Below are 26,988 nucleotides of genomic sequence, written 5' to 3' on the forward strand. Positions count from 1 at the left end.
GAAACTTACTGCGATACATGGATGTATATGGTAAAATGTTGCTCAACTATTATTTAACCGAGGTGAAGCAGCTTGTACGAGACGATCATTCAATCAGCTAGACTGCTGGCAGAGACTGTGATTCGCGAGGCAGGACAAATCTGCAAAGCGAAGTTCGATAATTATGCCGAGCTACGGACGAAGGATGAATTTGGCGATATCGTAACGGAAGTAGACTTACTTGCAGAAGAAGTGATAATCAAACGAATCCGCGAAGCATTTCCCGAGCATCAAATCCATAGCGAGGAAGCGGGTATTATCGGTGAGGAGAACGATTGGCTGTGGATGATTGATCCGTTGGACGGTACGAATAATTTTGCGATTGGACTGCCGGTTTTTTCGTCATCAATCACATTGATACATAAGCGCGAGCCGGTACTAGGCATCATCTATGAGCCCTTAACTGATCGTTTATTCGTCTCTGTACGAGGTAAAGGCGCATTCTGTAATGGGCATCAGATCGAGGTTAAGCCAACTGCTAACTTGTCCAAAGGGAACATTGGGTGGATTCAAGGGCATGGCGTTCAGAATGATCTGGCAGCCGTCGCGCTCAGACAGCATATCGATACAAGCTTCAAGAGAATGCTTCGTCTCTGGGCGCCGACCTTACTCTGGTGTATGCTGGCAAAAGGAAACCTCGATGGCATTGTCCTCTACAACTCAGAAGGTGATGATCTGTATTCAGGTCTGCTTATGGTGAAGGAAGCCGGAGGCGTCATCGTTGATTTTGACGGTAATTCGTTCACTGGCATGAAGGATGAACCCTATCTCATTGCGTGCCATCCTGATCATAAGGACCAGCTGCTCGAAGTTGTGAGAGCGGGGCTTGGTAGTCAAAGATGAGTAATGGTTCCGGAGAGGAAGGGATTTCTTGAGGACAGTTAGAATGATACTATCGGTGGTTTCGATTCTGGTTGGTGTACTCATTATTACCGTTTCCAAGCTGGTTGAGGCGTTTACGGTGAAGCTGGGCTTTGCTGCCTATCAAGCGGCGGCGGCTGGATCGTATACCCCGGATAACTATGCGCTTGATCTATCCCTGAATTATTGGCTCGGGGCGCTGTGCATCATCGTCGGAGCTATCTTTGCATTGCTTGACCCAATCAAATCATATATGAATAAAATAAAAGCGATGAATAGAGAATTCGACCAACAAAACAAGGACGTGTAAACGAATGGGCATTCAACTGGAGAAAGTGACGACTGATCATGCGGATTTTGGTTATTTGATTGAGCTGCTCGATCGGGATTTGTGGAATAGATATCCGGACACGCAGCAGTTCTTCCACGGGTTCAATCAAGTGAAATTAGGTGCGAAAGCGATAGTGGCTTATGTGGACAATAAGCCTGTAGGCTGCGGATGTTATCGTGAAGCCGAAGAGGCTGGCATCGTCGAGATGAAGCGAATGTTTGTATTGGAAGAGGTGCGTGGTAGAGGGATTGCCCGCGCGATTATGAATGAGCTCGAACAATGGGCGAAGCAGGAAGGCAATAGAAGGGCGATTCTCGAGACCGGAACAGGACAACCGGAAGCAATTGCGTTGTATACGAAGCTCGGCTATGTGCAGATTGAGAACTATGAGCCTTATATCGGCAGCGAAGATAGTGTTTGTATGGGGAAGGATTTGTAGGGAGATGTCCTATACGCTGTATCATTATTACGAACAAGACATCGGGCCTTTTCGTAATTTATCAAGCTTGCCGACAGAAGAAGCGGATCAGATTATGAACCGCATTAGGTTAGCTGGCAATCAATTTGCAAGTCGGCGCTCGCCGGATTACATGTCGATTAGGCGGGACGTAGAGCGCATGGCAAGAAGTCTATTCACCGACAAAGGTGGGCAACCGAGAAGCTTATTTCCGTATTACTTCACGCTGGAAGCTTGTCAGTGGCTTGAATCTTGGTACACGATCCCATGCAAGTTATCGATCAGCTTGGACGAACTGCCTGATGATCGGATCAGCTTTACCTACGGAGATTTGTTCCCGACTATGCGTTACGAAGATGGCAAGCCCTATCGCAAGCAAGTCTATACGAAATCAGAGATTGCAGCTTTAGTCGATCAGTATGGGTTACCCCAGATATGGAATAGCAACGGGGACCACGGACCTGAACGATATATTGAATTTCAATTATGGGATGATGAAATTATCGATCAGTTCGTTAATAGAATACACGCAGAACGAAGGAGCAGAACTTGAAAAAAGCCATTTTGCTCGTATGTGTCGCGATAGTCGCATTCTTCGCCGTCATGTTTGTCGTTGATTATGATCATGGAGGCTTTCAAATTACGATTAACAATAATCTGGACAAGGATGTGCGGCACTTATCCATTGAATATCCCGGTGGACCGAAGGTCATAACGGTGAGTGCCCATTCGACCAAGCATGTCCACCTTGTCCCTGATGTGCATGGAGAGGCAAGTATTAATCTTGTTTACGAGACTGGACAAGGTAAGCAATCAACCGCTATTTTCGGTTATATCGAGCCTGGGTATAAAGGTGAAGCCGTCATCAACATCGATTCCTTGAAGGACAATGGCGAACTTGACTTAACGATAAAGGAAAACTTGGACAATTATTAGTCACGACGCCGGAGGTTAATAACCAATGATTCAATATCGAGAAATGACCGAAACGGATGCGCGGCTTCTGCGCCAAATCGACCGTTCCGAGCATATCGCCGGCAAGGGATCGGCAGTACAATCTTCCAGCAACTGCGGGAGGAAGCGATCCGAAGAGGGGCGAAGGCGCTCTATATATCATCAACGGAAACCCGCTCGGCGGTATCCTTCTATCGCAGCGGCAGAGCGCAGCTTACTGCCAAGCCAGATGAGGAGCTGTTAAGGAAAGAGCCGCTCGACATTCATATGATCGTAGAGATTGGTGATGGGAACGGCTAGATAAGAGAAGGCAGGGCTAAAGGGGCGAATAAGCATGTATATTCCAAAACATACACTTGTAGAGGACGAAGCGACTCTGTTCGCGCATATGGAGCGTTACAGCTTCGCGACTCTGTTCTCAACGAGTGGTGGTCATCCGACTGTGACACATTTGCCACTCATACTGGACCGGGAGAACAGGTGCCTGATCGGGCATTTTGCGAGAGCAAACCGGCAGTGGGCCGATATTGGCGGGCAAGAAGTGCTGGCTGTCTTTCAAGGGCCGCACAGCTATATTTCCTCCTCGTGGTATGAAACGAATCAGTCTGTGCCGACCTGGAACTATACAGCTGTTCATGCATACGGTCAGGCCGAGCTGATTGAAGACGAAGCAGAGCTGCTGAGGTGCTTGAATCAAATGATCGAAATCTACGAGGAGCCGGGAAGTGCGTACCGCATTGACGACTCGAACAGAGAAGTTATAGACGGACTGATGAGAGGGATCGTCGGGTTCCGGATCCGAATGGATCGTTTGGAAGGCAAATGGAAGCTGAGCCAAAAACATTCCAAAGAGCGCCAAGCGCTCGTTATCAATAAGCTGGAGCAATCTTCGAGCTCAAATGCGCAGGAGATCGCGCGGTTGATGCGGGGGAATAACGAATGAGCACGACTTGTCTAGGCTGCAGCATTGCGAATAGTTAGCAGACATTTTTGCAGAGCTAGTGGAGATGGATTCAGTTGTGCTCGCTGCTATCATGACGGCATCGGTTCACGTGAGTAAGGCTCTGTCGGCCGTTTATGAGCCAGATGGCATTAGCGTTATCCAAAATGGCGGGAAAATAAACGACCTCGGACACTATCATATGCATGTCTTCCCGAGGTATCAAGGCGATGGATTCGGCTGGCTGGAACCGGAGCAAGACGCAAATCCACAACCGCCGGGGGCAGTGAAAGACAAGCTAACGCAAGCAATCCAGGCTCTAATGAAGCCATAGGAGGCGTACTTAAAGTGAACCGCATTCTTATCATAGGCTCTCCGGGATCTGGAAAATCAACACTTGCGCAGAAGCTTGGCCGCATCTGGTCGCTTCATGTAATCCATCTTGATGCGCATTTTTGGAAACCGAACTGGGTGATGCCGCAGGAAGCAGAATGGGACCAAACGATAGAGCGGTTAACGATGCAAGAGCAATGGATTATTGATGGGAACTATTCACGCACGATGGATAAGAGGATTGAACGGGCTGATCTGATTATTTTGCTGGATATGCCAAGGTGGCTCTGTATGTATCGAATCTTCAAACGGAGAGTAATGTTCCATAAGAAGACGCGACCAGATATGAATGAAGGCTGTGAAGAAAAGATAGATTGGGCATTTGTCAAATGGGTATGGCAGTATCCGAAGCGCAGCCGAATGAAGACGCTGAACAAGCTGGAGCAGGCTGCTGCGAGTGGGAAGCAAGTGATTATTCTCCAAACAAGAAAACAAGTAAAGGAACTGTTACATGATCAAATACAATATCGGGTTCATACGCAGAAATGATCAAATCCTACTGCTGAACCGAGAGAAGTCATCTTGGATGGGCGCTTGGAATGGTGTTGGTGGCAAGCTGGAAGAAGGAGAAGCGGCGCGGGATTCGATTGAACGCGAGATACTCGAGGAAACCGGCATAAAGTCCGTCGCTTTACGTGTCATGTTCAAAGGGCTTGTGACGTGGCAGGTCGATTCGGATTATTTTGGCGGCATGTACTTGTATATGGCTGTGCTAGATGCAGATTATCCATATGCAACTCCGATAAAGACGGACGAAGGTATCCTCGATTGGAAAAATGTGGAGTGGATTATGCATCCGGACAATGTAGGCGTCGCAACGCATTTGCCCAAATATATGCCGCTTATGCTGGAGCAGCAAGGCTGTTACAACCATTATTCTGTATTCAAGGACGGCGTTCTCGCCAGCGTTACTTCATATCCGGTACGGGAAGAGATTGAGTGGGATCGAAAGCTGCTGCTGGAGGAGCTTGAACCATTTAGAATAGGCGGGACGATACTGCGATGAAAACTTTTTCAATTAGCAATCTAATAAGTGCAATTATCATTGCAGCTTCCATACTCGGAGGCTGTTATCTGTTGAAAGACAATCACCAAGCAGAGGATGCGAGCAAGTACGGACCGCTGATGAGTATTGCCGAGACGGCGGATTATCTGCATCTCTCAGAAGATGAGATCACTACGATTATTACTCTCGAAGAGACGGTGCTAGAGTCGACAGGGACTTATACGGGCAAAATGTTTCCTTATTTCAAAATTAACAATGAAATCTATGTAAGCCGCGACGAGCTTGCCGCATGGATTAAAGAGACGGCAACGCAACGCAAGCAGTATCAATAACAATAGCACGGAGGAGAAGACTGTACGATGAATCTCATAAGTTTAAATCATCTCTGTTTTTCGGTGTCCGATTTGGAGCAGTCGATCACCTTCTACGAGCAAGTATTAGGGGCGAAGCTGCTTGTTGTGGGCAGGTCGCTAGCCTATTTTGACCTAGGCGGGCTTTGGCTCGCGCTAAACGAAGAGAAGGATATTCCACGAATAGCAATTCAACAGTCTTACACTCATATGGCGTTTACGATTGCGGAGTCGGAATTTGATGCGTGGCTGCACAAGCTGGAGGAACACGGTGTGAATATTCTGTCTGGGCGGGATCGTGCGGCAGAGGATCGGAATTCGATTTATTTTACAGATCCGGACGGTCATAAATTTGAGCTGCATACAGGCAGCCTTCAAGACCGGCTCGCTTACTACCGTGAGACGAAACCGCATATGACATTCTATGATGAGTAAAATAGCAGAGGAGCTTGATTGACGTTGGCCGATCCGATAATCGTTGTACCTTACGACCCGATCTGGGCTCTGGAGTTCCAAGAGATCGGTGCACGGATGCGCCAGTCGCTCGGCGATCGTGCAACCCGAATTGATCATATCGGTTCGTCAGCTATAGCAGGGCTTGCAGCCAAGCCTGTCATTGATATTCAAATCTCGGTCCGCGCGTTAGAGCCGGTAAACGTCTATCAGCAGCCATTGGAGTCGCTCGGATATGTGTATAGAGCTGGCAATGGGGAACGGACAAAGCGGTATTTTCGCGAGGGAACGGGCATGCGAAGAACCCATATTCACGTAAGGGAAGAAGGGAGCTTCGGCGAGCAGTTTGCGCTGTTATTCCGCGATTATGTAAGAGCGATGCCGAATGAGGCGAGCTATTACGAAGAGGCTAAGCTCCGGCTAATGGAGCTTTATCGGGATGATCGGGAGCGCTATGTAGACGAGAAGGAGCCGTATATCTGGGACATTATGCGCAGAGCAAGCAGCTGGAGTCAAGAAACAGGATGGCGTCCTGGCATATCGGATATGTAGCAGCTTCATAGGAAGGGGCTAGCGATGATTACAATTGAGGCCTTGCATGATCAGCCCCGCGCGTTTATCGAGCGGGCTATTCACTATATTTGGACCCATTGGGGTACGGAGCACAATCTGGCGTTTTATCGGGATTGCATTGAACATTCGCTTACGGGAGAAACGGATTTGCCTCAATTTTATGTGGCTGTAGAGGATGACCGATTCGTCGGTATGTGCGCGTTACTGCGGAATGATCTGATCAGCCGGCAAGACTTCTGTCCGTGGCTCGCTTGTCTATTCGTTGATCCTGCTTATCGGGGGCGGCAGCTTGGGAACCGGCTGATGGAGCATGTCCAGAATGAAGCCGCCGCGGAAGGTTATGGCGCGCTCTACCTGAGTACGACGCTTAGCGGCTATTACGAGCGATACGGCTGGGCATACGAGGGGAAGGGCTATTATTTGGATGGCAGTGAGACGAAGATTTACAAGAAGCACTTGGTATGAGGAGAGATGGTTAAGCGATGAAGATAGAGATTAAGCTGATTACACCTGATGAGGTGGAGGCCTACTGGCAGCTGCGATTGCTGGCGCTGCAGGACAGTCCGGAAGCATTCGGTGCGACTTACGAGGATTCTGTCGGCACTCCGCTCGATACGGTTAGGGGCCGAATCCAACTCCAAGCGGATAACTTCATTCTTGGCGCATATACGGAGGAAGGCGAGCTAGTCGGTATGGTCGGTTTTCGCCGGTATGATGGCACGAAGGTGCAGCACAAAGGCTTCGTCTGGGGCATGTTTGTCAGTCCGAAGGCAAGACAGCAAAGTGTCGGAAGAAAGCTGCTTCAGCACCTATTGGAGCGCGTCGAAAGAGTAGAGGATCTCGATCAAGTTACGCTTATGGTCGTTACCAGCAACGAGCAAGCCCGCAAGCTATACTTGTCGCTCGGATTTGAAGTGTACGGATTGGAGCGCTGCGCTTTGAAATATAGAGGCGTCTATTACGATGAAGAGCTTATGGTGTATAGGCTGAATCGGTCATAAAAGAAAGACTAGATCTATAAGAATCGCGGTTATGCGGTGACAGGCTATCGGTTTGCGAAGAAGCTCAATAACTAAGGGGGAACTGAGATGGAGCAATTGAAGGCGGTTATTTTTGATTTGGATAATACGCTGCTGGATCGGACACATACGTTTTCACGGTTTACACAAGCTTTCGTTAATCAGTATTTCGGCCATGTAGAGAACGCCCAGCCATTGCACGAGCGGATTATCCGGTTGGATGAGGACGGTTACAAGGACAAACGCAAGCTGTTCACGGAGCTTCTCGAAGAGATGCCTTGGGATGAAAGTGTTGAGAAGCCTGCACATGAGGCGTTAATGGACTATTATGAAGAGCATTATGTAAGTAATGCAGTGCTCATGCATGAGGCGAATGAGGTTATTGCACATGCTCGTACGAAGTACAAGGTCGGCCTGATTACCAACGGGCGGACGTTGATTCAATACGGGAAGATCGATCAGCTCGGCATTCGTGAAGCGTTCGATCTCATCATCGTCTCTGAGGAAGCAGGCGTGAAGAAGCCGAATCCGCAAATCTTCGAGCTCGCCACAAGCAAGCTGGGGCTGCGGGCGGAGGAATGTCTCTACATCGGCGATCATCCTGTAAATGATATCGAAGGAGCTTCCAAGGCTGGAATGGCGACGATTTGGATAAAAGTGAATCAGCCATGGCGTGATGAGCTGGAGGCGAAGCCGCTTCATACAATTGAGCAGCTGAATGAGCTTCTTCGGCTGATTTAGATGTAGGTTTAGGTTTCGGGTTACATAGTGAGAGGCGTGGTAAGAGGGTATGGAGATAATAATCAGGCAGCTGCGTAAAGATGAACCATTGCCTTATGAGCTTCTACTGCTTGCAGATCCTGAGCGGCAAGCCATTGATGCTTACATAGAGCGAAGCGTGTGCGTGGTAGCGGAAGAGGACGATGGAGAGATTGTCGGCGCTTATGTGCTGTTAGACACACGGCCTAAGACGGTTGAGATTATGAATATCGCCGTTCGAGAGGATAAGCAGGGCAAGGGGCTTGGGAAGCGTCTGATAGTGCATGCTATTATCTATAGCAAAGAACGAGGCTATAAGCAGTTGGAGATTGGAACAGGCAACTCTAGTCTAGGTCAGCTAGGACTTTATCAGAAATGCGGGTTTCGCATCGTCAGCATTGAGTCGGACTACTTCGTGAAGCATTATTCAGAGCCGATCATCGAGAATGGAATTCCGTGCCGGGATATGATTCGGCTGCGGATAGAGCTTAGCTAGTGAACTCCTCGGTCAGGGATATTATTCCTAGGATTGATCGAAACGATGGCATGAATTATGATAGTAGTCTCACTCTCAGCTAGAGGAAAGGCATTATTATGTGGAAGTACACAGCAAGCTTAGTACAGGATTTATCACCAGGGGTCAAAAGATTTATCGCAACAGAAAGCTTATTCGGGATTGGAGCGGGCATATTCAGTTTTATTCTGAACTTGCATCTGCTCGCGCTTGGCTTCTCGGAAGGGGTCATCGGTCAGATTACATCGCTTGGTGCGCTCACTGTCGGTATAACAAGCCTTCCTGCCGGCTTGCTCGTTAAGCATATAGGCCGCAAGAGGATGCTGATATTCGGTATCATACTGGCTAGTATCTCGCTCATCTTGTTCGGCTTAGGCACGAGCAGGGGGGAGGTAACCGTCGCACAGCTGATTTGGTCACTCGGTGTAACTGCAATTGTAAATTCAGAAATTCAACTGATCTTCCAATATTGCCGAACGAAAAAAGAAGAGACGAGCGCCTATTCGCTGCTCTTCGCGATCTTCACTCTATTCACCGGAGTCGGAACGATGCTCGGTGGTTTCCTGCCAGATTGGGTTGGCGGTTCGACGACCGTATATCAGAATGCTTTCTTCGTAGCGGCAGGTTGCTTCGCCTTAATGGCGTTGCTGCGAGGATTACTTCTTCCATCAGGCGGCAAGCCAACTAGCGTTGAAACGAATGGACAGCAAGCTAAGGCTGAATCTGGAGAGCATGAGAAAAGCAAGAAACGTCATGCCTTCTACTTCCTGCTCATGCTGTCGCTACTAATCTTCAGTAACGGATTCATATACGGGCTTGTCGGTCCGTTTCTGAATGTAATCTTGAAGTTCCGCTTCGATATGAGCGACGGCTCCATCTCAAGCCTGCTTGCGCTCTCTGGCGTATTCTTCTTCATCGGCTCGATTATTGTGCCTTACTTTGTCGATCGATGGGGCAGCCGACGGACGTTTATAATGACATTTGTGTGCAATATTGTGCTTGCCTGTTTGATGGCGATTATAATGCCTGCTGCATCGTTCGCGGTGCTGCTCATGCTTCGCGGCACTGGCAGCACGATGCTAAGCAATCTGATTGACAGCGAATCGATGTCAGCCGTCTCCGAAGAGGACCGCAACTTGTTTGCAGGAATGCGTACCGTATCGAGAAGCATCGGCAATACGATTGCGTCGTACTGGGCTGGATATATATTAGCGGGCGGGCATTATTCGCTACCCTTCCTGCTCACCGCCGCAGCGCTGACGGTCGGCTTCATCATCTATATCTGGGTCGTGCAAGGGAAACTCGATCAGAGACTGAAGCAGAAGGAGCTTGCGGCAACCTAGTCCATAGGTTAAACGTAAGAAAGCAGTGACCGAGGGGTCACTGCTTTCTTTTTTTCTGGTCGCTACCGCTAAGAAGCAAGCATTATCGATGACGTTAATTCGTAATCCGCTTCAGCTCTGGATAATCATCCAGATATCCGGAATGCTTCAGCTCCTGCAAAGCTAGGATCACGCTATTCTCGTCTTGACTGGATTGATCAGATAACGCGATCAGCTCTTCCAGACTCGTGTTCGGATTCGCTTTGAAATAGGTGAGCAGCCCTTTGGCTGCCCAAGATAGGCGGTCGTCGTTGAATTCGCCGACGAGATGCTTGAACATTTTGTGCGAGATGAGCTTATGGTCGGAGAGATCCCGTGTCGCTTTAATGACTTGCTTCACGGACATCCGCCCTTTGCTCGCCATGTCGGACAAGCTGAGCGACATCGAATCCGCAGCACTTGAGCTGAGGACGATATAGATCATTTGTGAGTAAATATCGAGATGAGGATTGGTAAAAACTTCAGTAGATACAGTAAAACTGCGAGCTGCAGTCGCAGCTGATTCGGTAGCCATTGGGTGATTCTCCCTCCATCGGTATTATCCTTATAGAATACGGGAGGGTGGCTCCGATTCAGGGGTTTATGAAGAGTTTCTAACCTTTGCCAATCGCTTCCCGCGCCGCATTGTGCGCAAGTCTGTGCAGTGGGTTGCCCTTCTTATGCTTGCCGATGTACTTGACCCCGACCCCAATGGACGGGAATTTCGCGCTAAGCTGTGCGCATGCGGTTAGGTATGCCTGTTTAGCTTCTTCGTAGTAGGCTTTCGTAAAGCTTGGTATCGTCATAAGCTTCATAATGGAATGGCAATCGGAGTATACAACGGCGCTCTTAGGCAAGGGTGCTCCCGTGAGGGTCAGCTGTTCCAGCAATTCTGCAAGACGATTAACCCCGAACGCAATTGCAAGCATTTCCCCATAATTAGAGCCTCGCTCATAATCATGCAACAACTGACTTCCGAACACGTACATCTCGCGGTTGTACACCAAGCAGCAGCCCGCGCCATGAATAGATTCCCCGGCAGCGCCGGAATAATCGCTGTAGATCGAGACGACCGCTGAATTGACAAGATGCGCCCGGACGGAAGGGGTTTCGTAGGCTTGTTTTATATAAGGAGTCGACCTCGCATGTTGATCAGTAAGTAAAAGCAATCTTTTCCTCCTCGGTAATTACGTGATGCTAGCTTTGACCATTATAGAATGAATGAGACTTCAGAAGCGAGCGGAATACGTAAGCCGCGCAATAGAATCTATTGCGGACTTGTCCAGCGGCATAGTATGTTTAGCTTGCAGCAACATATGAGCGCTAAGGGGAGGCTAAGCATGTGGAACGTCATGATCGTTGAAGACGAGATGCTTGTCCGTTTAGGCTTCAAAAATTCCGTGCATTGGGAACATTATGGAATGACAGTATGCGCGGATGCGGCGAATGGCAGGGAAGCATGGGACTACTATAATAGCGAAGTAAAGCCGGATGTCATTATCACCGATCTGCGCATGCCGATTATGGGTGGAATTGAGCTGATCAAGAAAATTCGCGAGCATGACGCGCAGACGCGAATTGTTATTCTCTCCTGCATGGAGGACTTCGATCTGATCCGTCAGGCTATGCAGCTTGGCATTTCGAATTATATTCTGAAATTAACGATGACCGAGGAAGAAATCCATAATGTGCTTATGCGGGTGCGCGAGGAGCTTGGCACGCAGCAATCCATCGGAACCTCCAAAGGCATCATCCGCAACCCCGACTCTCTGAGAGAGAACATCATTAAAAACTTCGTATTCTATCACCTCTACTCCAAAGAAGAATTCGCACACCATATCGACCAGTTAAAGCTAAGACTCCAACCTGAACGGCTCGTCGTCAGTATGATGGAGATCGACCATTTCGAGCATGTCCAGACGAAATTTAACGATGAGAAGGGCGAGCTCATTCGCGTTACGTTCTTGAATGTTCTGAGCGAGCTGTTATCGCAGTCCGGGCGCGGTGAAGTCGTGTCGGATGAGGACAAGCGATATTTGTTCCTATTCAGCTTCCGTGACATCGCCAGTGAATCCCAAATTCGTGAAGAGTTGAATTCAATCATGACCCAGATCCAGAAGGTGATGAAGCGTTTCTTCAATATCTCGGCGACTTTCGGCGTCAGCAGCATGAAGAGCGGGTATGCTTCGCTGCATACGTTATATCGGGATAGCGAGAAGGCGGTAGGGCAGAAGTTCTTCTACGGAACGGAGCGTATTCTATATCTGCGTGACATCGAGCTCGAAGCGGGCGATGAAGCGGTGAGGAGGAAGCTGCAGCAGTTCCATGAGAAGTGGTCCATGACCGAAGAGAGCGCTCAGCGGGATGTGGAAGCGATCGTACGGACATTCCTAGCAACCGGCAGGCTTCGGCATGAGCAGGACATTCGCAACCTGTTCGTTCGGCTGCTGCATACCCCATCGGTAACGTCGGCGCTGAACGAAACGGAACTGATGCTGCTAATCTCGTCGTATGGCGAGGAGATGCAGCGCTCAGAGACGCTTGATGAATGCACAACGATCTACAGCCGTTTTCTGGAGGAGGTGCTCACGACCGGCGGAACGAAGAAGCAGCTGAACAAAGATATTGCGAAGACGGTCAAATATGTGCAGGAGCGGTTCAATGAAGATATCTCCTTGCAGCAGATCGCCGAATATCTGGAGCTGTCGCCGAACTATCTAAGCCTGCTGTTCAAGAAAGAGCTGCAGCTAAACTTCTCCGAATATTTGAACCGGATCCGGCTGGAGAAAGCAAAGGAGCTGCTGCTTGGTACGAATCTGAAGTCGTACGAGATTGCGCAGCGGGTCGGGTTCACGGACGATAGCTATTTCAGCCGCGCGTTCAAGAAACATACGGGTGTCAGGCCTAACGGCTTCCGCAGGCTGTGGGTCAATGACTGGACGGGAGTGGCAGAGGACCGATGAAAGCCTTACGCAGATCGACCTTTAAACTCGCCGGCTTCTCGCTTCGGGCACAGCTTATCTTCTCCTTCATGGCCGTCACGCTGCTCGTGCTCTCCATTAGCTCCTATTATAGCTATGTCAAAACTCTCGATATCTTGAAGAAACGCACGCAAGAGACGACGTTCTCGCAGTTTCGCCAGATCGAGATGAATACGCTTACGCTGCTGCATGAGGTCGATAAGCTGTCCAACACCTTCCTCATGGAGAGCAAAGTGCAATCGTTCTTGCAGAGCGACCAGCTGTCAAACCTCGAATTTATTTCGCTCGAACGCGACATTATGGAGCGAATCAATCAATATTTAACCACCTACGATTACCTGGATTCCATCTATATCTTTACCGAGAACGGCACGGTGATCGGAGGTACGTTGACGCAGAATCAGAGTGCTTATCAGATCGGCCGCGGCTACGAGTTTTACAACACCGACTTATATAACAAAGTCAAAACCAGCTTTCCTCAGTCCATATGGACCGGTGGGCTGAGGACAAGCGACTTCATGCGCAGCTCCATTCCGGAAGGGCTGACGAATGCGCGTCTCATCTCTTCGATTCGCGGAGTGAGATGGATCGGCGGCAGCCAGATGAGTGCGGAGCTCGTGCTGAACGTGAATGAGCGATATTTCAATGCCGGCTACGGCAGTCTTCAGAGCTTGCCTGGCGGTTCGATCCATATCATCGACGGCTCAGGCAATGTCATCTCCAGCACGCATGAGCAGATGATCAGTGCTCCTTATCTATTTAATTCGCGGATGAAGCCAGCGCTAAATCTCGGTTCTTTCTCCTCTGATCGAGACGGCTCGCATGAGCAGATCATCTATTACCGCATGAGTGATACCGGCTGGACCTTGGTCAATGAAGTGCCAACTGAGCTGTATACGAAAGACGTCGTCGTTATCGGACGGTTCATCGCTGCCATTTTCTTACTGTCCCTCGTGCTGATCGTTGTGTTCTCCTCGCTCTGGATGAATCGGATTATGAGCTCGTTCCATCAGTTGATCAAAGGGATGAGGTTCGTCGGGCGAGGCAACATCGGCCACACGCTTCCGAAAGCTTCTAACCGGGAGATGGGGCAGCTTATAGAGCAGTTTAACCATATGTCCACAGGCATTTTGGAGCTGATGCAGCAGAACGAAGAGACGGAGAAGTCCAAGCGGCAGCTGGAAATTGAGGCGCTGCAGTCGCAAATTAATCCGCATTTTCTATACAACACGCTTAATACGGTGAAGTGGATGGCAGCGGTCGCCAAAGCGCCGAACATTATGGAATGTATGACGAGTCTTGGCAACATGCTGCGGCCGATCTACTACGATCCGTCACCGCTATGGTCGATTAAGGAAGAGCTGGAGTTCGTCCGCAATTATATTAACATCATGAATTTCCGCTATGGCGAGGAGCTAAAGTTTGAGTTTGACGTACCGGAGCAGCTGCTTAACTGTCAGACGCTGCGTTTCATGATCCAGCCGTCCATCGAGAACGCGCTCATTCACGGGGAGATGCATCAAGGCGTTATTCAAGTGACCGTGGCGGAGCTGAATGGGGATTTGCAGGTCATTGTAAGGGATACTTGCGGCGGCATGACACCGAGCAAAGTGATTGAGGTGAACCAGCGTATCCGTGAGCAGCAGCCTACCGAAAGGCCAGCTAAAGGAATTGGGCTCAGCAATGTGAATAAGCGGATTCAGCTGCATTTTGGCGAACGGTATGGGATTGAGGTGCGCAGCAGCGAAGGCAGCGAAACCCGGGTCTATATGATGATTCCGATCATAGCAGGCAGTGAAGCGTCCTAGAGAGGGGGAATGCGGATTGAAGCTCATTCGTAATCGAAAAGGGGTATTCGCGTTCATGCTATCGGTGATGCTGTTCGCGCTCTCTGGCTGCAATTCAGCGAATACAGGTACAGGCGGGGATGGAGCGACAGTGAGTGCGCCTTCAACAGGCAATTCGGAGAATAATGGTGCTTCTGGGATTGCATCGCCGGAGCCGATCACGCTGAAGGTGCAAGTAAGCAGTACGGGTAAAGATTTTGAGAATACCGATGTGTATAACGAGATTAAGCGAATCACCGGCGTGACGATGAACCTGGAAACGTATGACGAGCAGAAGTTCAAGGTTCAGCTGGCGGGAGGCGATCTGCCCGACATTATTCAAGTGCCGAATAAGAATATTAAAGAATTAATCGAGGGCAACAATATTATTCCGCTCGATGAGCTGGTGCAGACAAATGGATCGGACATCATGAAGCCGGTGTATGAGAAGAGCCTTGCGTATATTCGAAAGTTTTGGAGCGATAACACGAATAAGCTGTATATGATTCCCGTCCAGATCGGATCGAGCAGCTTCGGCTTCGAGCAACAAATTGGCTTTAATGTCAGGTGGGATTATTACAAAGAGCTCGGTTATCCCAAAATTAGCAGCATAGACGATATGGTGAGCGTACTCGTGGAAATGGCCCTGCGTCATCCCTTAACGAAGGATGGCAAGAAGGTGTATGGCGTCAGTATGTGGAACGATTGGGGCTCGCTCGGTACGTGGGGACTCCGCAGTATGGGGCTTATTACCGGCAACGGCATGTTTAATGTCAATACGGGCCAGCTTGCGAATGAATATACGGAGCCGGATAAGAGCGGTATCTGGGATACGGCGTATTTCATGTTCAAGGCGCAGCAGAAAGGGATTCTCGACCCGGATGCATTCACCGCGAAGTATAACGATATTGTGGCAAAAGGGTCCGAGGGTACGCTGCTCTCCTCCATCGCAACATGGCCATTCACCGCTGCCAATGCGGAGCTGCTCAAGGAGGGACCGGACAAGGGGTTCGTTACGATCCCGCTCGAATGGGGCTTTACGAACATTGGCGGTACGACCATCGCAGGGTGGGGCGACCGGGCATGGGCGATTTCCTCGAATTGCAAAAATCCGCAGCGCGCCTTGGATCTGATTAATTTCCTCGTTTCGGAGCAGGGCTCACGGCTTATTGCTAGCGGCATTCAAGGGACACACTGGGAAATAGTAAGCGGAAAACCAATGATGATGATGGACACGGTGAAGCTGGCGGCAGCAGGCGGAGACAGCTGGAAGAAGACTGGTATCGGTCAGATGGCGAACCAGCAGGGCTTCTCCGACCATACGCGCTTGAGCGATGGCGGGGTCGTTAATTTGTTTAATACGCCGGAAGTATATGCGACGAAGGTGAATTCGCTTAATCAAGATTATGACACCTATTATGGCGTCTCGTATCCTGCCGAAGCGTATAAGAAATTTGCGGTTCAAGGAAATGTGAAGACGCTTGATCAAATGCCGCAGGATGTGCTAAACGCGATGCCGCCTCAGCCTGATGCGATTAAGCGCATTGTCGCGAAGATTGATGAGCTATTAGTGAAAGGGATGCCGATCGTCGTGCTAGGGTCGAAGACGGAAGAAGAGTACAAGATGAATCGGCAAGCACTCATTCAGAAGCTGATAGAAGCGGGAGCGGATACGTATTTTGACTGGTTTAAGCAGGCTTTCGATGAGACGAAGATGGAGCTTGATCAAGGGTAGTGGAGGAAGACATAGCGGATGTAGGAGGCGAACCGTATGATCGTATGTCCATTTTGCGATAATTTCGATGACAGGGGCAGGCATCAGCAAGCTGTTGGACATCGAGCATAATCATTTCCTGTTCGTCTCGTGCCAAAATTGCGGCTTCGTTGAAGTCTACGACCCGAATGTGCTGTACGGGAAGAAAGCGGGGAGCATCGGCACCATATTGGATGTATTGTTCGGGAACTGATTGAACGTGGTGAGCTCCCTATGAGTGGATTGGAATAACTGCAAACCCCATTATCAGATCACTGGTAATGGGCTTTTTGCGTTTGCGCAAATCGCTTCACACCCGCGTTAGTCCAAAAATCGTAGATTTCTCCATATTTCCGGATTTTCGCATTCCGTATACTTGGGCTAGAAATAGAAACCCAGGTGGAGTGATTAACAATGAAGCTGAAAGCAAACCGCGTCACGCTGTTTCTGATGGTCATCCCGTTCGTTATTCTTGTGTTCCTCTTCAACTACATTCCGCTCTTCGGCTGGATCTACGCGTTCTATGACTATAAGCCAGGCATTCCGCTCTCGCAGACCGAGTTTGTCGGCTTGAAGTTTTTCCGCTGGGCTATTGATGAGAAGGAAGACCTTATCCGCGTACTCACGAATACGCTGGCGCTCAGCTTGCTATCCATTCTCGCTACTCCGTTATCCGCGATCTTCGCCATTATGCTGAATGAGCTGAACAGTAAGCGATTCCGCAAATTCGTGCAAACGCTCACAACGCTGCCGAACTTCATCAGTTGGATCATTGTCTACTCGCTGGCGACGTTCATGTTCTCCTCTGGGGGATTGCTGAACGAGGTACTGATGAAGCTGCACTGGATCGAAGAGCCGACCACGATACTCGGTAACTCCGATGCGACCTGGTGGTTTCAAACCGCAATCACGGTCTGGAAGAGCTTAGGCTGGGGAGCCATCATCTATTTGGCCGCTATCGCCGGAATCGATACCGAGTTGTACGATGCAGCGAAGGTGGATGGCGCAGGACGATTCCAGCGTATTCTCGCGATTACCGTGCCAGGTATTATGCCGACCTTCTTCGTGCTGCTGCTGCTTAATATTGCAAGCGTGCTTTCGAACGGGGCTTCCGGCTTCGAGCAGAACTTCGTCTTCTACAATTCGCAGGTCGGGGATAAGATCGAAGCGCTCGACTACTATGTGTACCGGGTCGGGATTGCGACAGGCGATGTGTCCTTCGGTACGGCAATCGGCATCGCGAAGACATTGGTCAGCGTCATTCTACTATTCGCAATGAATGCTCTATCCAAGCGGGTAAGAGGGCATTCGGTATTTTAGCAAAGGAGGGTCTTCAACCGATGAAAAATGATTCTTCCATTTGGTTCGACATCGTTAACTATACGATTCAAGTGCTGTTCACACTGCTCTGCATTTACCCCTTCTACTATATCTTCATCTATTCCATCAGCGATCCGCAGCAAGCGCTTAAGGGCGTGTTCCTGCTGCCGACAGGCTTTACCATCGTGAATTACACGCATATCTTCCGGCTAGATAACATGCTTCACTCGTTCTTCATTTCCTTCCTGCGAACCGTTATCGGTACGGTGGTTACGATCGCGTGCAGCTCATGGCTCGCTTATGCGGTTACGAAGAATGAGCTTTACTTCCGCAAGACAATCTACCGCTTCGTCATCATTACGATGTATTTCAATGCCGGTCTCATTCCGTGGTATATCACAATGAAGCAGCTGGGGCTTAAAAACAACTTTCTACTGTACATTCTTCCAGTCGCTGTCGTCGCTTACTACGTCGTGCTGCTCAAAACCTTCATCGAACAGCTGCCGCAAGCGCTTGAGGAATCAGCGATGATTGATGGAGCGGGCTTCTTGAAAATTTTCACGCATGTCATCTTCCCACTGTCGATGCCGATTATTGCGACCATCGCCGTATTCGCCTCGGTCGGGCAATGGAACACCTGGTATGACAATTATTTTCTCGTCTCGGACGATCGATTGCAGACGCTCCAGCTTATTCTATACAACTACTTGACCGACGCGCAGCGGATTGTATCAAGCAGCAACATGCAGGATCTCAACCGCGGTCTCGCTACGAAGATCTCACCGGATTCCATCCGCATTACAGTAACGATGGTCGTTACCATTCCGGTCTTGCTGGTTTATCCGTTCCTTCAGCGTTTCTTCGTCAAAGGACTCATGCTCGGCGCCATCAAGGGCTAGTCCGCACGGGTTAAGGATGCAATAGCTCTCTCACCGGAAGCTATCATCATAGGGAGAATCACAAAAAAACAGGAGGTCATGGTATGAAGGTAAAGCAGGCTTATAAAGGATCAGCTGCCTTGCTGCTTGCAACAACGATGGTTCTGGTAGCAGGCTGCGGCGGCAACAATGCGAATACTTCTTCGAACGACTCCACCAAGACGAACAACGCAGCTACTACAACGACCAACAATTCGAACAAGGCAGACAACAGTACGAAAACAGATAACAGTGCGACGACGAACAACAGCACACAAGCGAATAATGCGAATACAAGCGAGCCAGTGGAACCGGCTAAAGAACCGACCACATTCAAGGTGCAATTGGCAGCGACAACAAATGAGCTGGAGAACACGGACGTCTACAACGAAATCATCAAGCAAACCGGTGTCACGATGAAGATTGAGACGTTCGACGAAGAGAAGTTCAAAGTGCAGCTGGCTGGCGGGGATTTACCTGACATCATTCAAGTGCAGAGCAAATATTTGAAGCAATTGATCGACGGCAAGCTCATCATTCCGCTTGACGATCTCGTAGCATCGAACGGTCCGGATATTCAGTCGCCGACTTTCGAGAAGAGTATCGCTTACAGTAAACAGTTCTGGAGCGGCGACACGGGCAAGCTCTACGAAATTCCGGTTCAAGTTGGTCAGAAAGGATGGGGCTTCGAGCAAACAACCGGGTTTACGGTCCGCTGGGATTATTACAAAGAGCTTGGTTATCCAAAAGTCGAGAGTATTGATGACATGGTGAATGTATTGTCAGATATGGTTGCGAAGCATCCGAAAACGGCTGATGGCAAGAAAGTGTACGGTACGGCAATTTGGAATGACTGGGGCACATGGGGCTTGAGCAGCATGGGACTAATGATTAACGATGGCTCACCTGTCGTGAACAACTATACGGACACCGCGAAGAGCGGTATCTGGGCGACTTCCGAGTTCATGTACAAAGCGAAGCAGAAAGGCATTCTCGATCCAGACGCGTTCACGGCGAAATATGATGACATCGTCACTAAGGCAAGTCAAGGCACGCTGCTGAACACGATTGCGACTTGGCCGTTCCAGAATGTGAATGCGGAGCTGTTGAAACAAGGTCCGGACAAAGGCTACATGACACTGCCGCTTGATTGGGGCTTCGCTTGGGCGGCGGGCAACACGATTGCAGGCTGGGCTGACCGTGGCTGGGCGATATCCGCGAACTGTAAAGATCCGCAGCGTGCGATGGATCTCATCAACTACCTCTCCTCGGAGCAAGGCTCGCGTCTAATGGAAAGCGGCATTCAAGGCGTTCATTGGGATATGGTGGACGGCAAGCCGCAGATGAAGCCGGAAACGGTCGAGCTTTCCAAAGCAGGCGGTGACGCATGGAAGAAGACGGGGATTGGCATGATGGCGAACCAGCAAGGGCTATCCGATGATACGGTGCTGAGCGACGGCGGTCCGGTCAATCTGTTCAATACGCCGGAAGTGTTCACGACGAAGCTGAATTCGCTGAACAAAGATTACTCCGACTACTATGGCGTGCCTTACCCAGCGGCTGCTTACAAGAAATACGAGGATTCGGGACAAGTGAAATCGCTCAATTCGATGCCTCAGGACGTGCAGGCTGCGATGCCTCAAGTACCGGACGATATGAAGCGGATTCAGACCAAGCTCGACGATCTCATTACGAAGGGCATTCCGGACATCGTCTTGCACGCGAAGAACGATGCGGATTACAAGGGAAGACAGCAGAAGCTGATCGACAAGCTGAACAAAGCGGGCGCTGATGAATTCTATCAATGGCAGCTGAAGGCGTTTGACGATACAAATAAGAAATTCCAGTAAGGATTAGCTGAAGCTGCGGACCCTGTGATGCTGGGCAATCCGCAGCTTTTCCACTGTTCATGAGGGAGGTGTAGGAAGCGCAATGAAACTAACATATGATGGAAAATCCTTTATGCTTGGCGGGAAGCGCATCTGGATTATCGGTGGAGAAGTGCATTATTTTCGCTTCCCGCAAGATGAATGGCGTGAGGTGCTGCTGCGGGCTAAGCGCGCCGGGCTGAATACGATTTGCACGTATGTGCCTTGGAATTTTCACGAGTTCACGGAGGGGCATGTCGACTTCGAAGGAGATAAGAATCTCGCCCGATATATCGATCTGATCGGAGAACTCGGCATGTATGCGATGCTGAGGCCAGGTCCATATATTTGCAGCGAATGGGATGGAGGCGGTATTCCGGCATGGCTCTGCGCGAAGCAGGTTCGGCGCTACCGTGAAGACGATCCGGTCTACATGGCTGCTGTGGAAAGCTGGTTCGATCAGCTGATTCCAATCATTAGCGAGCGGCAGATCACACGCGGCGGTCCGGTCATTACGATTCAGAACGAGAACGAGTATCCGGGTGGATGGGATGCGTCGATGCGGAGCTATCTGTACAAGATTAATACGATCTACGAGAAGCATGGCATCGACATTCCAGTGCTCGCATGCAACGTGCACGGCAATACCGAAACCAGTGTCAAAATCAACGATTCCACAGATGAACGTGATCAGTTCATCGACGAGAGCATGATCCTGACCTATAACCACCATGTCGAGGTCGAGCCGGTTTACGACTTAAAGCGCAAGCAGCCGAACGCGCCGCTCATTACGACGGAGTTCTGGTGCGGCGCGCCAGTCTACTGGGGCAATCAGATCACGGATTGGCCGAACAGGCTCGAGCTGGCACGCGCCGTCTATGAATATACCTCAGCAGGGACGCAGGTGTGCTATTACATGTTCGAAGGCGGCACGAACTTCGGGTTCTGGGGCGGCAACAACATTATAACTTCGTACGCATCCGGCTATCCGGTTGGCGAAGCAGGGAAGCTGACGGACAAATATTATGCCGTGAGACCGGCGAATTTGTTTATCTCGGCGTTTAGCAGCTTCTTCTTGGACAGCGAGGAGCGGGCGGATGGTGCGGGCATCCAGTATGATTCGGATGTTCGACTTGTCGTGCGCGAAGGGGAGAAGGGAACGCTAGCCTTTCTATCCACGCATGGCAGGAAGAGGGAGCTGTCGATGAAGTTGCGTGAAGGCAAGGAGCTGACTGTCCATCTTGGCGAGGTAGCAGCGGTCGTTATTCCGATTGGACTGCAGCTGTTCGATAGAGTGACGGTGGACTTCAGCACGCTGTGCTTGCTCGTGAAGGACGAAGCGAAGCGGGTACTTGTCCTATATGGTCCGGCAGGGACAGTTGGTATCGTTAGCGTGAATGGCACGGAACTAACAATTCCAGTGCTGCGACGCAAGGTCCAGTACAATGCTGTGAGCGGCATTAGCATCATCGTCGTTGATGAGGAGCTTGCGAGACGCTGTTGGATTGTCGATGGGCATATCGTCTTTGGCCCTGACTATATCGCTGAATCGAGCGCAGACGGATCTCTCGATATTCGCATAAGCGAAGGGATGCCTGATGTCGTCTACCTGGATGATGACGGACTGCCTGTTGTGCGGTCGTTTAAGCATGAAGCGCATTCGTTGAAGCTGCCGGAGCTGGATGCATGGCGGTTGACGCGGTGCCCGGAAGTAGAACTAGGAAGCGGTGAAGGATGGTTGGCGCTGGATGAGCCATGCTCGCATGAGCAGTTGGGCGTCGTGCAAGGGTATCTGTGGTACAGCGCGGAGGTTGAATGCGAGGAGGATGGCGTTCGAACGATGCTGCTCAGCCATGCACCGACGCGAGTAGCGGTGTTCGTGAACGGGCAGTTCTGCGGCATTCACGCCGAAGGAAGATCTGTACGGATGCGCGATGAATATGGACATCCGGCGGATTGGGCGTTCGAGGAGCTGACGGTGCGCGTGAAGAAGGGGATGAACAGATTCGTCTTCCTCTCCGACGATCTCGGTCATAACTACGATGTGCCGATTCCAGTTGGCATTCAAGGTCCCGTGGTGGTCGGCTCCCGCTTAGTAGAAGTCGAGATTTATCGTGATGTTTCCCCTCAGCCAGTATCGGATGATGCTTTCAATTTCCTGTATAACCGCTTTTACCGGGAGCAGACGCCACTGCCTGGCATCGAGTTTGAGCTGACGCTTGAGCCGAATGAGCTCGCATTCATATTGATTCATGGCGTGAAAGCATGGGTGACGGTGAATGGCGAAGAGGTGCTGCCGATGTCTTATCCCGATTCGCCGTGGACGATGTTCCCTCAGATTAAGCGCTGGATTACATGGCAGCTGCCGGAGCATCTGTCTGGTCAGGTTTGTCATATACGCATTCAATATGCAGAGCCGAATCAAGCGACCATACTGGAGAACATGGCAGTTTATGTCGCACCATGCAGCGGGCAGTTAACGAACTGGCAATGGAAGCGGTGGACCGGCAAGAGTGAAGCTCCTACCTCGGCCTCTGCTACGGAAGTCGTGGGTGCAGTCGGGCAAGAAGAAACGGGGCTCGTTGTGCTGCTGCCTGTTGGATCTCGACTTGCTCGCAAGGGCAGGCTGCTTCGTCCGGCCTATCTGCGAACAAGGTTTCCGATGCCGGAGGGCGACCGGCCGGTTTACTTCAAGATCGGAGAGCTGCAGAAGGGCCAGATCTATATGAACGGGCATAACATTGGCCGATTCTGGGCGTACGGCGACACACAGGATGCTTATTATTTGCCGCGCAGCTGGATGCAGGCGGACAATGAGCTCGTTATTTTTGAAGAACTTGGGCTGAATCCGCAGGGAGCGTCGCTTGTTCTCGGAGAAAGCGGCAGCTGGACCAGCGTGAAGCTGAATTTCGAGAAGGTGAGGTGAGTCACGATATGGCACAGAAGGGAAAGGGCATTCGGCTCGATGTCGCTCCATATGGAGCAGATTCGAATGCGGGGACAGAAGAAGCCCCGGTACGCACGCTATCGGAGGCGTTGGCGCGAACGAGAAGCTGCGGCAGTGCGGACAAAAGGATTATCGTTCGAGCCGGTGAATACGAGGACGTATCCTTGGTCTTGACCGCAGAGGATGCCGGACTAACGATTGAAGCTTATCCGAACGAGTATCCGGTGCTGTACGGGGGCTCGTTGATCAAGTCTTGGCAGAGGGAAGGAGAATGGCTGACCGCGACGCTGGATGGCGTGAACGCTGAAGATCGTACACGTGACTTCCGCATGATTGAAGTGAACGGAACATGCCGGCAACGGGCGCGATTGCCGGAGCAGGGGGCGTTCCGGCATCCGAACGCATTCGACGTCGAATGGCTCTCGACCTTCGCAGGCGGCTGGAAGCGGCAGCCGATGGAGGAAGAAATGATGACGCTTCGCGTCAATGCTTCCGATGTTGGCACATGGCTGGACTGTGGTAATGCGGAGCTGACCATCTACCACGAATGGGATGAGTCGCTAGTTGGCGTCTCTCATGTTGAACAGGCGCAGGTGCAAATGTCAGGCGCGGATCAGGAGGATGAATGCGGCGTAACCGAAATTCATTTCGCGAATGCGCCGGGACATCCGCCAGGCGCATTCTACGCACGCAATGATAACGCCATGACTTATGCGGTTTGGAATGTACGGGAAGGTCTGCGCCAACCGGGACAATGGTATTTGGATCGAACGGCTGGGAAGCTTGTCTACTGGCCGCTCCCGGAGGAGTCAGAGCATCCGGAGTCGCTTCGTGTGATTGCACCTGCGAGAGAGCAGCTTCTTCGACTGGAAGAAGGCGCGAATCGGATTCGTATCGCCGGCCTCACGTTTGCATGCGCCGCGACTCCGCTCTCTGCGGGGGGCTTCGGGGCGATTCATGTGAGCGCTGCGATTCAAGCTGAAGAGGTGGAGGAGGTCGAGTTTGACCGCGTCACTGTTCGCAACACCGGCGGCTGGGCGTTCCAATTGAGCGGCAAGCATATCAGGCTCAATGAATGTCATGTCCATCATACCGGGGCAGGCGGTATTCAGTGGAAGGGAGAAGCGATTACGCTTGAGTGCTCGCGTATTCACGACGTGGGGCTCGTTTACTCGAGTGCCATTGCGGTGAACAGTGATGGCGCAGGCCATACGATCGGCCACAACGAGATTCATGACACGCCGTACAGCGGCATCGCGAGCTCAAGCTCGAATACGACAATTAGTAGTAATTTGCTTTATAACACGATGAACTTCATGAAGGACGGTTCTGCGATCTACCTGAGCTGGTACAGCGACCAGGTGAACGTCAGCGGCAATGCGGTGTTCGCCAAATCGAAGGAGCATGTGCGGCGCTACGCGTACTACCTTGACGAGAAATGCACGAATTGTACGGTCGAACGCAATCTAGCGGTTAATCTCGGCTTGCCGATGTTGAGTCATATGACGCGGGACTGTCGTTATATTAGCAATATTTTTCTCGATCGCGGTCCTCAGGTGCTCTCCGTCTATAATACGTTCGGACTTGTGTTCGAACGCAATGTGCTTGAGGCAGAGTCGATTAAGATCATCTCGACGAAGGGCAACCCGAGCAAGCTGCCTTCTGCGGAATATGACGAGCATCCTTATATGAGCACGTTCTCAGCTGCAGATGGCATTGCCTCATTCAGGGATAATGTGCTGCATAGTCGAAGCGGCGTTCGCACCTTCAGTGAAGTACTGCATTATACGAAGATAGGCGTGGAGCGGGAACTGCAGGAGCAAGACGGTAATGTGTTTGCGGATCCACAGCTGAAGGGAGCAGACTCAGGTGAATTGATCTTCGAGGCGCGTTCTGTCACAAATCCTCGAGGTATCGAGCCGTTGTCATTCGCGGATGTTGGCTGCCAAGGCCGATATGCAGAGGTATTCGAGCAATTTAAATAAGAGGGGGAGCTGCTGGCGACTTCATGTTGTCCCGAGCAAATTCTTCCGCCCGAGGGCGTCGTTAACGATGCAGGTGAGCCTGATCCTTGGGAAGCATGCATTACGCTGAATGATCATTGGGGATACTGCTATAGTGATATGAATTACAAATCACCGAAGACGGTTATTCGCGGCTTGGTGGAATGCGTAAGCAAAATTAATTTTCGCGGCTTAAGCGGCAGGATCAAGCGAGCGAGACTACTCGCAGACGGTTCGGAGATTAAGGTGGAAACGCCGTGGAATGCAGGGGAATATCCGGAGGATGCATTCATCGGCTTCAGCAGCGCTACTCTTCCGGATGAGACTGACACTGTGGTGGAGCTTGAACATATTGATGGTGAAGTTAGAAAGAACATGTTCATATGTGTGAAAACGTGTTCTACTATTTTCTTAATAAACTTAATTAAGTATGTAAAAAAATTATAGCAATTGACGAGCAAATGTGTTAGTTTAGGAGTTGTAAGCAACTACGAAGACAAACCTTGAGGTGATTTAGGTGAATTTGAAAGTTAGTCAAGAAGAATTGGATACACTAACACTTAAACCGGAAACACTTGAGATAGCCGCTAACCTGGTTAAGATTAACGGCTATGTTATTATTGAGAGCGTTGTTCCACAAGCGAAAGTAACAGAACTGTTCACAGCGTTCAAGAAAGCGATGGACTGGTTCATTGAGAAGCACGGTCATGATGTTTATCTGAAGAAGAAAGGCTTCAACGAAGGTACGAACCACCTCGGCATCTTCCTTCCGTTCGAAGCTCCATTCAACGATTCGCTCGTTATCGAGCACCCATTTGCAATGGCAATCATCGACAAAGTGCTTGGTCCTGAGTACAGCGTAACGTTGTTCTCGTCCAACACTTCGCTGCCAGGCGGACAGAAGACACAACCGGTTCATGCCGATTACGGCGCTCGCTTCGGCGATCAATGTCAAGTGTCGCTGCCGATTACGGATCTTGTGTTCAACATTCCACTCGTTGATGTACACGATGGCAATGGCCCAATGGAAATTTGGCCAGGCGGCACGCACTTGATGCCAGACAGCTGGTACGGCCCGAACGCGCCGAAGCCGGAAGATCTTGCGCCATATATGCACTCGATGAAAGTGCATATGCCAGCAGGCTCCATCCTGATCCGCGACGTTCGTATGTGGCACAGAGGAACGCCTAACAAAGGCAACGAAATCCGTCCGAATATCGCGCTCATCTACAGCTCTGTAGACCGCGACAACCGTGTACAAATTCCGCAAGAGACGTACGACAACATGTCGCCGCGCGCTCAGCGCCTGTTCCGTTGGCAGAAGATTGGCTTCCCAGCAATCGAGCCTACGCACGAATAGAAT

At 50.5% G+C, this 26,988-nt stretch carries 31 protein-coding genes; 29 read left to right on the forward strand and 2 right to left on the reverse strand.

What is annotated here, in order from left to right:
- The first annotated feature begins 72 nt into the window (after positions 1–72).
- The 18 genes from BMY11_RS24700 to BMY11_RS24785 all read left to right on the forward strand — a co-directional run bounded on the left by BMY11_RS24700 (position 73) and on the right by BMY11_RS24785 (position 9,992).
- On the forward strand, positions 73–882 hold the full coding sequence (locus BMY11_RS24700) for an inositol monophosphatase family protein (protein WP_090582431.1): 810 nt from the start codon (positions 73–75) through the stop codon (positions 880–882).
- A 43-nt stretch (positions 883–925) separates the two neighbouring features.
- Positions 926–1,210 carry a hypothetical protein gene (locus BMY11_RS24705; protein WP_090582433.1) on the forward strand — a complete coding sequence of 95 codons (285 nt, stop codon included), beginning with the start codon at positions 926–928 and terminating at the stop codon, positions 1,208–1,210.
- A 4-nt stretch (positions 1,211–1,214) separates the two neighbouring features.
- Positions 1,215–1,670 (forward strand): GNAT family N-acetyltransferase, encoded by a 456-nt coding sequence (locus BMY11_RS24710; protein ID WP_090582435.1) that lies wholly within the window; start codon positions 1,215–1,217, stop codon positions 1,668–1,670.
- Between the two features lie 4 nt (positions 1,671–1,674).
- The gene (locus BMY11_RS24715) at positions 1,675–2,241 is read left to right on the forward strand and encodes a hypothetical protein (RefSeq protein WP_090582437.1); all 567 of its coding nucleotides are present in this window, start codon (positions 1,675–1,677) and stop codon (positions 2,239–2,241) included.
- Positions 2,238–2,624, forward strand: coding sequence for a hypothetical protein (locus BMY11_RS24720; protein WP_090582439.1), 387 nt, complete (start codon positions 2,238–2,240; stop codon positions 2,622–2,624). The genes BMY11_RS24715 and BMY11_RS24720 overlap by 4 nt, the downstream gene beginning before the upstream one ends.
- 147 nt (positions 2,625–2,771) lie before the next feature.
- On the forward strand, positions 2,772–2,942 hold the full coding sequence (locus tag BMY11_RS29515) for a hypothetical protein (protein WP_256217773.1): 171 nt from the start codon (positions 2,772–2,774) through the stop codon (positions 2,940–2,942).
- Positions 2,943–2,976: 34 nt separating this feature from the next.
- Positions 2,977–3,585, forward strand: coding sequence for an FMN-binding negative transcriptional regulator (locus BMY11_RS24730; protein ID WP_090582443.1), 609 nt, complete (start codon positions 2,977–2,979; stop codon positions 3,583–3,585).
- Positions 3,586–3,649: 64 nt separating this feature from the next.
- The gene (locus BMY11_RS24735) at positions 3,650–3,916 is read left to right on the forward strand and encodes an HIT family protein (protein WP_090582445.1); all 267 of its coding nucleotides are present in this window, start codon (positions 3,650–3,652) and stop codon (positions 3,914–3,916) included.
- Between the two features lie 14 nt (positions 3,917–3,930).
- Complete coding sequence (locus BMY11_RS24740; protein ID WP_090582447.1) at positions 3,931–4,464, forward strand: DNA topology modulation protein; 534 nt, start codon at positions 3,931–3,933, stop codon at positions 4,462–4,464.
- Positions 4,427–4,981, forward strand: a complete 555-nt coding sequence (locus tag BMY11_RS24745; RefSeq protein WP_090582449.1) for an NUDIX hydrolase — start codon at positions 4,427–4,429, stop codon at positions 4,979–4,981. The genes BMY11_RS24740 and BMY11_RS24745 overlap by 38 nt, the downstream gene beginning before the upstream one ends.
- Positions 4,978–5,313, forward strand: coding sequence for a helix-turn-helix domain-containing protein (locus BMY11_RS24750; RefSeq protein WP_090582451.1), 336 nt, complete (start codon positions 4,978–4,980; stop codon positions 5,311–5,313). Before BMY11_RS24745 ends, BMY11_RS24750 begins: the two co-directional genes overlap by 4 nt.
- 27 nt (positions 5,314–5,340) lie before the next feature.
- The gene (fosB, locus tag BMY11_RS24755; RefSeq protein ID WP_090582453.1) at positions 5,341–5,766 is read left to right on the forward strand and encodes a metallothiol transferase FosB; all 426 of its coding nucleotides are present in this window, start codon (positions 5,341–5,343) and stop codon (positions 5,764–5,766) included.
- 24 nt (positions 5,767–5,790) lie between these two features.
- Positions 5,791–6,336 carry a GrpB family protein gene (locus BMY11_RS24760; RefSeq protein ID WP_090582455.1) on the forward strand — a complete coding sequence of 182 codons (546 nt, stop codon included), beginning with the start codon at positions 5,791–5,793 and terminating at the stop codon, positions 6,334–6,336.
- 24 nt (positions 6,337–6,360) lie between these two features.
- Positions 6,361–6,822 (forward strand): GNAT family N-acetyltransferase, encoded by a 462-nt coding sequence (locus BMY11_RS24765; RefSeq protein WP_090582457.1) that lies wholly within the window; start codon positions 6,361–6,363, stop codon positions 6,820–6,822.
- Between the two features lie 17 nt (positions 6,823–6,839).
- On the forward strand, positions 6,840–7,358 hold the full coding sequence (locus tag BMY11_RS24770) for a GNAT family N-acetyltransferase (RefSeq protein ID WP_090582459.1): 519 nt from the start codon (positions 6,840–6,842) through the stop codon (positions 7,356–7,358).
- Positions 7,359–7,445: 87 nt separating this feature from the next.
- Positions 7,446–8,117, forward strand: a complete 672-nt coding sequence (locus BMY11_RS24775) for an HAD family hydrolase (protein ID WP_090582461.1) — start codon at positions 7,446–7,448, stop codon at positions 8,115–8,117.
- Between the two features lie 49 nt (positions 8,118–8,166).
- Positions 8,167–8,631 carry a GNAT family N-acetyltransferase gene (locus tag BMY11_RS24780; RefSeq protein WP_177182815.1) on the forward strand — a complete coding sequence of 155 codons (465 nt, stop codon included), beginning with the start codon at positions 8,167–8,169 and terminating at the stop codon, positions 8,629–8,631.
- 98 nt (positions 8,632–8,729) lie between these two features.
- Entirely contained in the window at positions 8,730–9,992 is a 1,263-nt protein-coding gene (locus tag BMY11_RS24785; RefSeq protein ID WP_090582463.1) for an MFS transporter, read from the forward strand.
- Positions 9,993–10,086: 94 nt separating this feature from the next.
- Here BMY11_RS24785 and BMY11_RS24790 read toward each other — a convergent pair whose 3' ends face one another.
- Both BMY11_RS24790 and BMY11_RS24795 read right to left on the reverse strand, forming a co-directional pair.
- Positions 10,087–10,545: a hypothetical protein gene (locus BMY11_RS24790; RefSeq protein ID WP_090582465.1), complete on the reverse strand. Its 459-nt coding sequence runs from the start codon at positions 10,543–10,545 to the stop codon at positions 10,087–10,089.
- A gap of 79 nt (positions 10,546–10,624) precedes the next feature.
- On the reverse strand, positions 10,625–11,179 hold the full coding sequence (locus BMY11_RS24795) for a hypothetical protein (protein WP_090582467.1): 555 nt from the start codon (positions 11,177–11,179) through the stop codon (positions 10,625–10,627).
- A gap of 171 nt (positions 11,180–11,350) precedes the next feature.
- Here BMY11_RS24795 and BMY11_RS24800 point away from each other — a divergent pair, with 171 nt between their 5' ends.
- The 11 genes from BMY11_RS24800 to BMY11_RS24850 all read left to right on the forward strand — a co-directional run bounded on the left by BMY11_RS24800 (position 11,351) and on the right by BMY11_RS24850 (position 26,985).
- Positions 11,351–12,973 carry a response regulator transcription factor gene (locus BMY11_RS24800; protein ID WP_177182816.1) on the forward strand — a complete coding sequence of 541 codons (1,623 nt, stop codon included), beginning with the start codon at positions 11,351–11,353 and terminating at the stop codon, positions 12,971–12,973.
- Positions 12,970–14,799, forward strand: a complete 1,830-nt coding sequence (locus BMY11_RS24805; RefSeq protein WP_090582472.1) for a cache domain-containing sensor histidine kinase — start codon at positions 12,970–12,972, stop codon at positions 14,797–14,799. Before BMY11_RS24800 ends, BMY11_RS24805 begins: the two co-directional genes overlap by 4 nt.
- 16 nt (positions 14,800–14,815) lie before the next feature.
- Positions 14,816–16,552 carry an extracellular solute-binding protein gene (locus BMY11_RS24810; protein ID WP_090582474.1) on the forward strand — a complete coding sequence of 579 codons (1,737 nt, stop codon included), beginning with the start codon at positions 14,816–14,818 and terminating at the stop codon, positions 16,550–16,552.
- A gap of 67 nt (positions 16,553–16,619) precedes the next feature.
- Positions 16,620–16,784: a zinc ribbon domain-containing protein gene (locus BMY11_RS24815; RefSeq protein ID WP_090582476.1), complete on the forward strand. Its 165-nt coding sequence runs from the start codon at positions 16,620–16,622 to the stop codon at positions 16,782–16,784.
- Positions 16,785–16,984: 200 nt separating this feature from the next.
- Complete coding sequence (locus tag BMY11_RS24820; RefSeq protein WP_256217759.1) at positions 16,985–17,890, forward strand: ABC transporter permease subunit; 906 nt, start codon at positions 16,985–16,987, stop codon at positions 17,888–17,890.
- Positions 17,891–17,910: 20 nt separating this feature from the next.
- Positions 17,911–18,789, forward strand: coding sequence for a carbohydrate ABC transporter permease (locus BMY11_RS24825; RefSeq protein WP_090582478.1), 879 nt, complete (start codon positions 17,911–17,913; stop codon positions 18,787–18,789).
- Positions 18,790–18,872: 83 nt separating this feature from the next.
- On the forward strand, positions 18,873–20,657 hold the full coding sequence (locus BMY11_RS24830) for an extracellular solute-binding protein (protein ID WP_090582480.1): 1,785 nt from the start codon (positions 18,873–18,875) through the stop codon (positions 20,655–20,657).
- Positions 20,658–20,739: 82 nt separating this feature from the next.
- The gene (locus BMY11_RS24835) at positions 20,740–23,601 is read left to right on the forward strand and encodes a beta-galactosidase (protein ID WP_090582482.1); all 2,862 of its coding nucleotides are present in this window, start codon (positions 20,740–20,742) and stop codon (positions 23,599–23,601) included.
- Between the two features lie 8 nt (positions 23,602–23,609).
- On the forward strand, positions 23,610–25,607 hold the full coding sequence (locus BMY11_RS24840) for a right-handed parallel beta-helix repeat-containing protein (protein WP_090582484.1): 1,998 nt from the start codon (positions 23,610–23,612) through the stop codon (positions 25,605–25,607).
- 39 nt (positions 25,608–25,646) lie between these two features.
- A complete protein-coding gene (locus BMY11_RS24845) occupies positions 25,647–26,072 on the forward strand; it encodes an alpha-L-fucosidase (RefSeq protein ID WP_371262945.1) in 426 nt (141 codons plus the stop codon).
- Between the two features lie 70 nt (positions 26,073–26,142).
- On the forward strand, positions 26,143–26,985 hold the full coding sequence (locus BMY11_RS24850) for a phytanoyl-CoA dioxygenase family protein (protein WP_090582486.1): 843 nt from the start codon (positions 26,143–26,145) through the stop codon (positions 26,983–26,985).
- Positions 26,986–26,988: the final 3 nt, after the last annotated feature.

The organism is Paenibacillus sp. OV219, assembly GCF_900110075.1.
Lineage (GTDB): Bacteria > Bacillota > Bacilli > Paenibacillales > Paenibacillaceae > Paenibacillus_Z.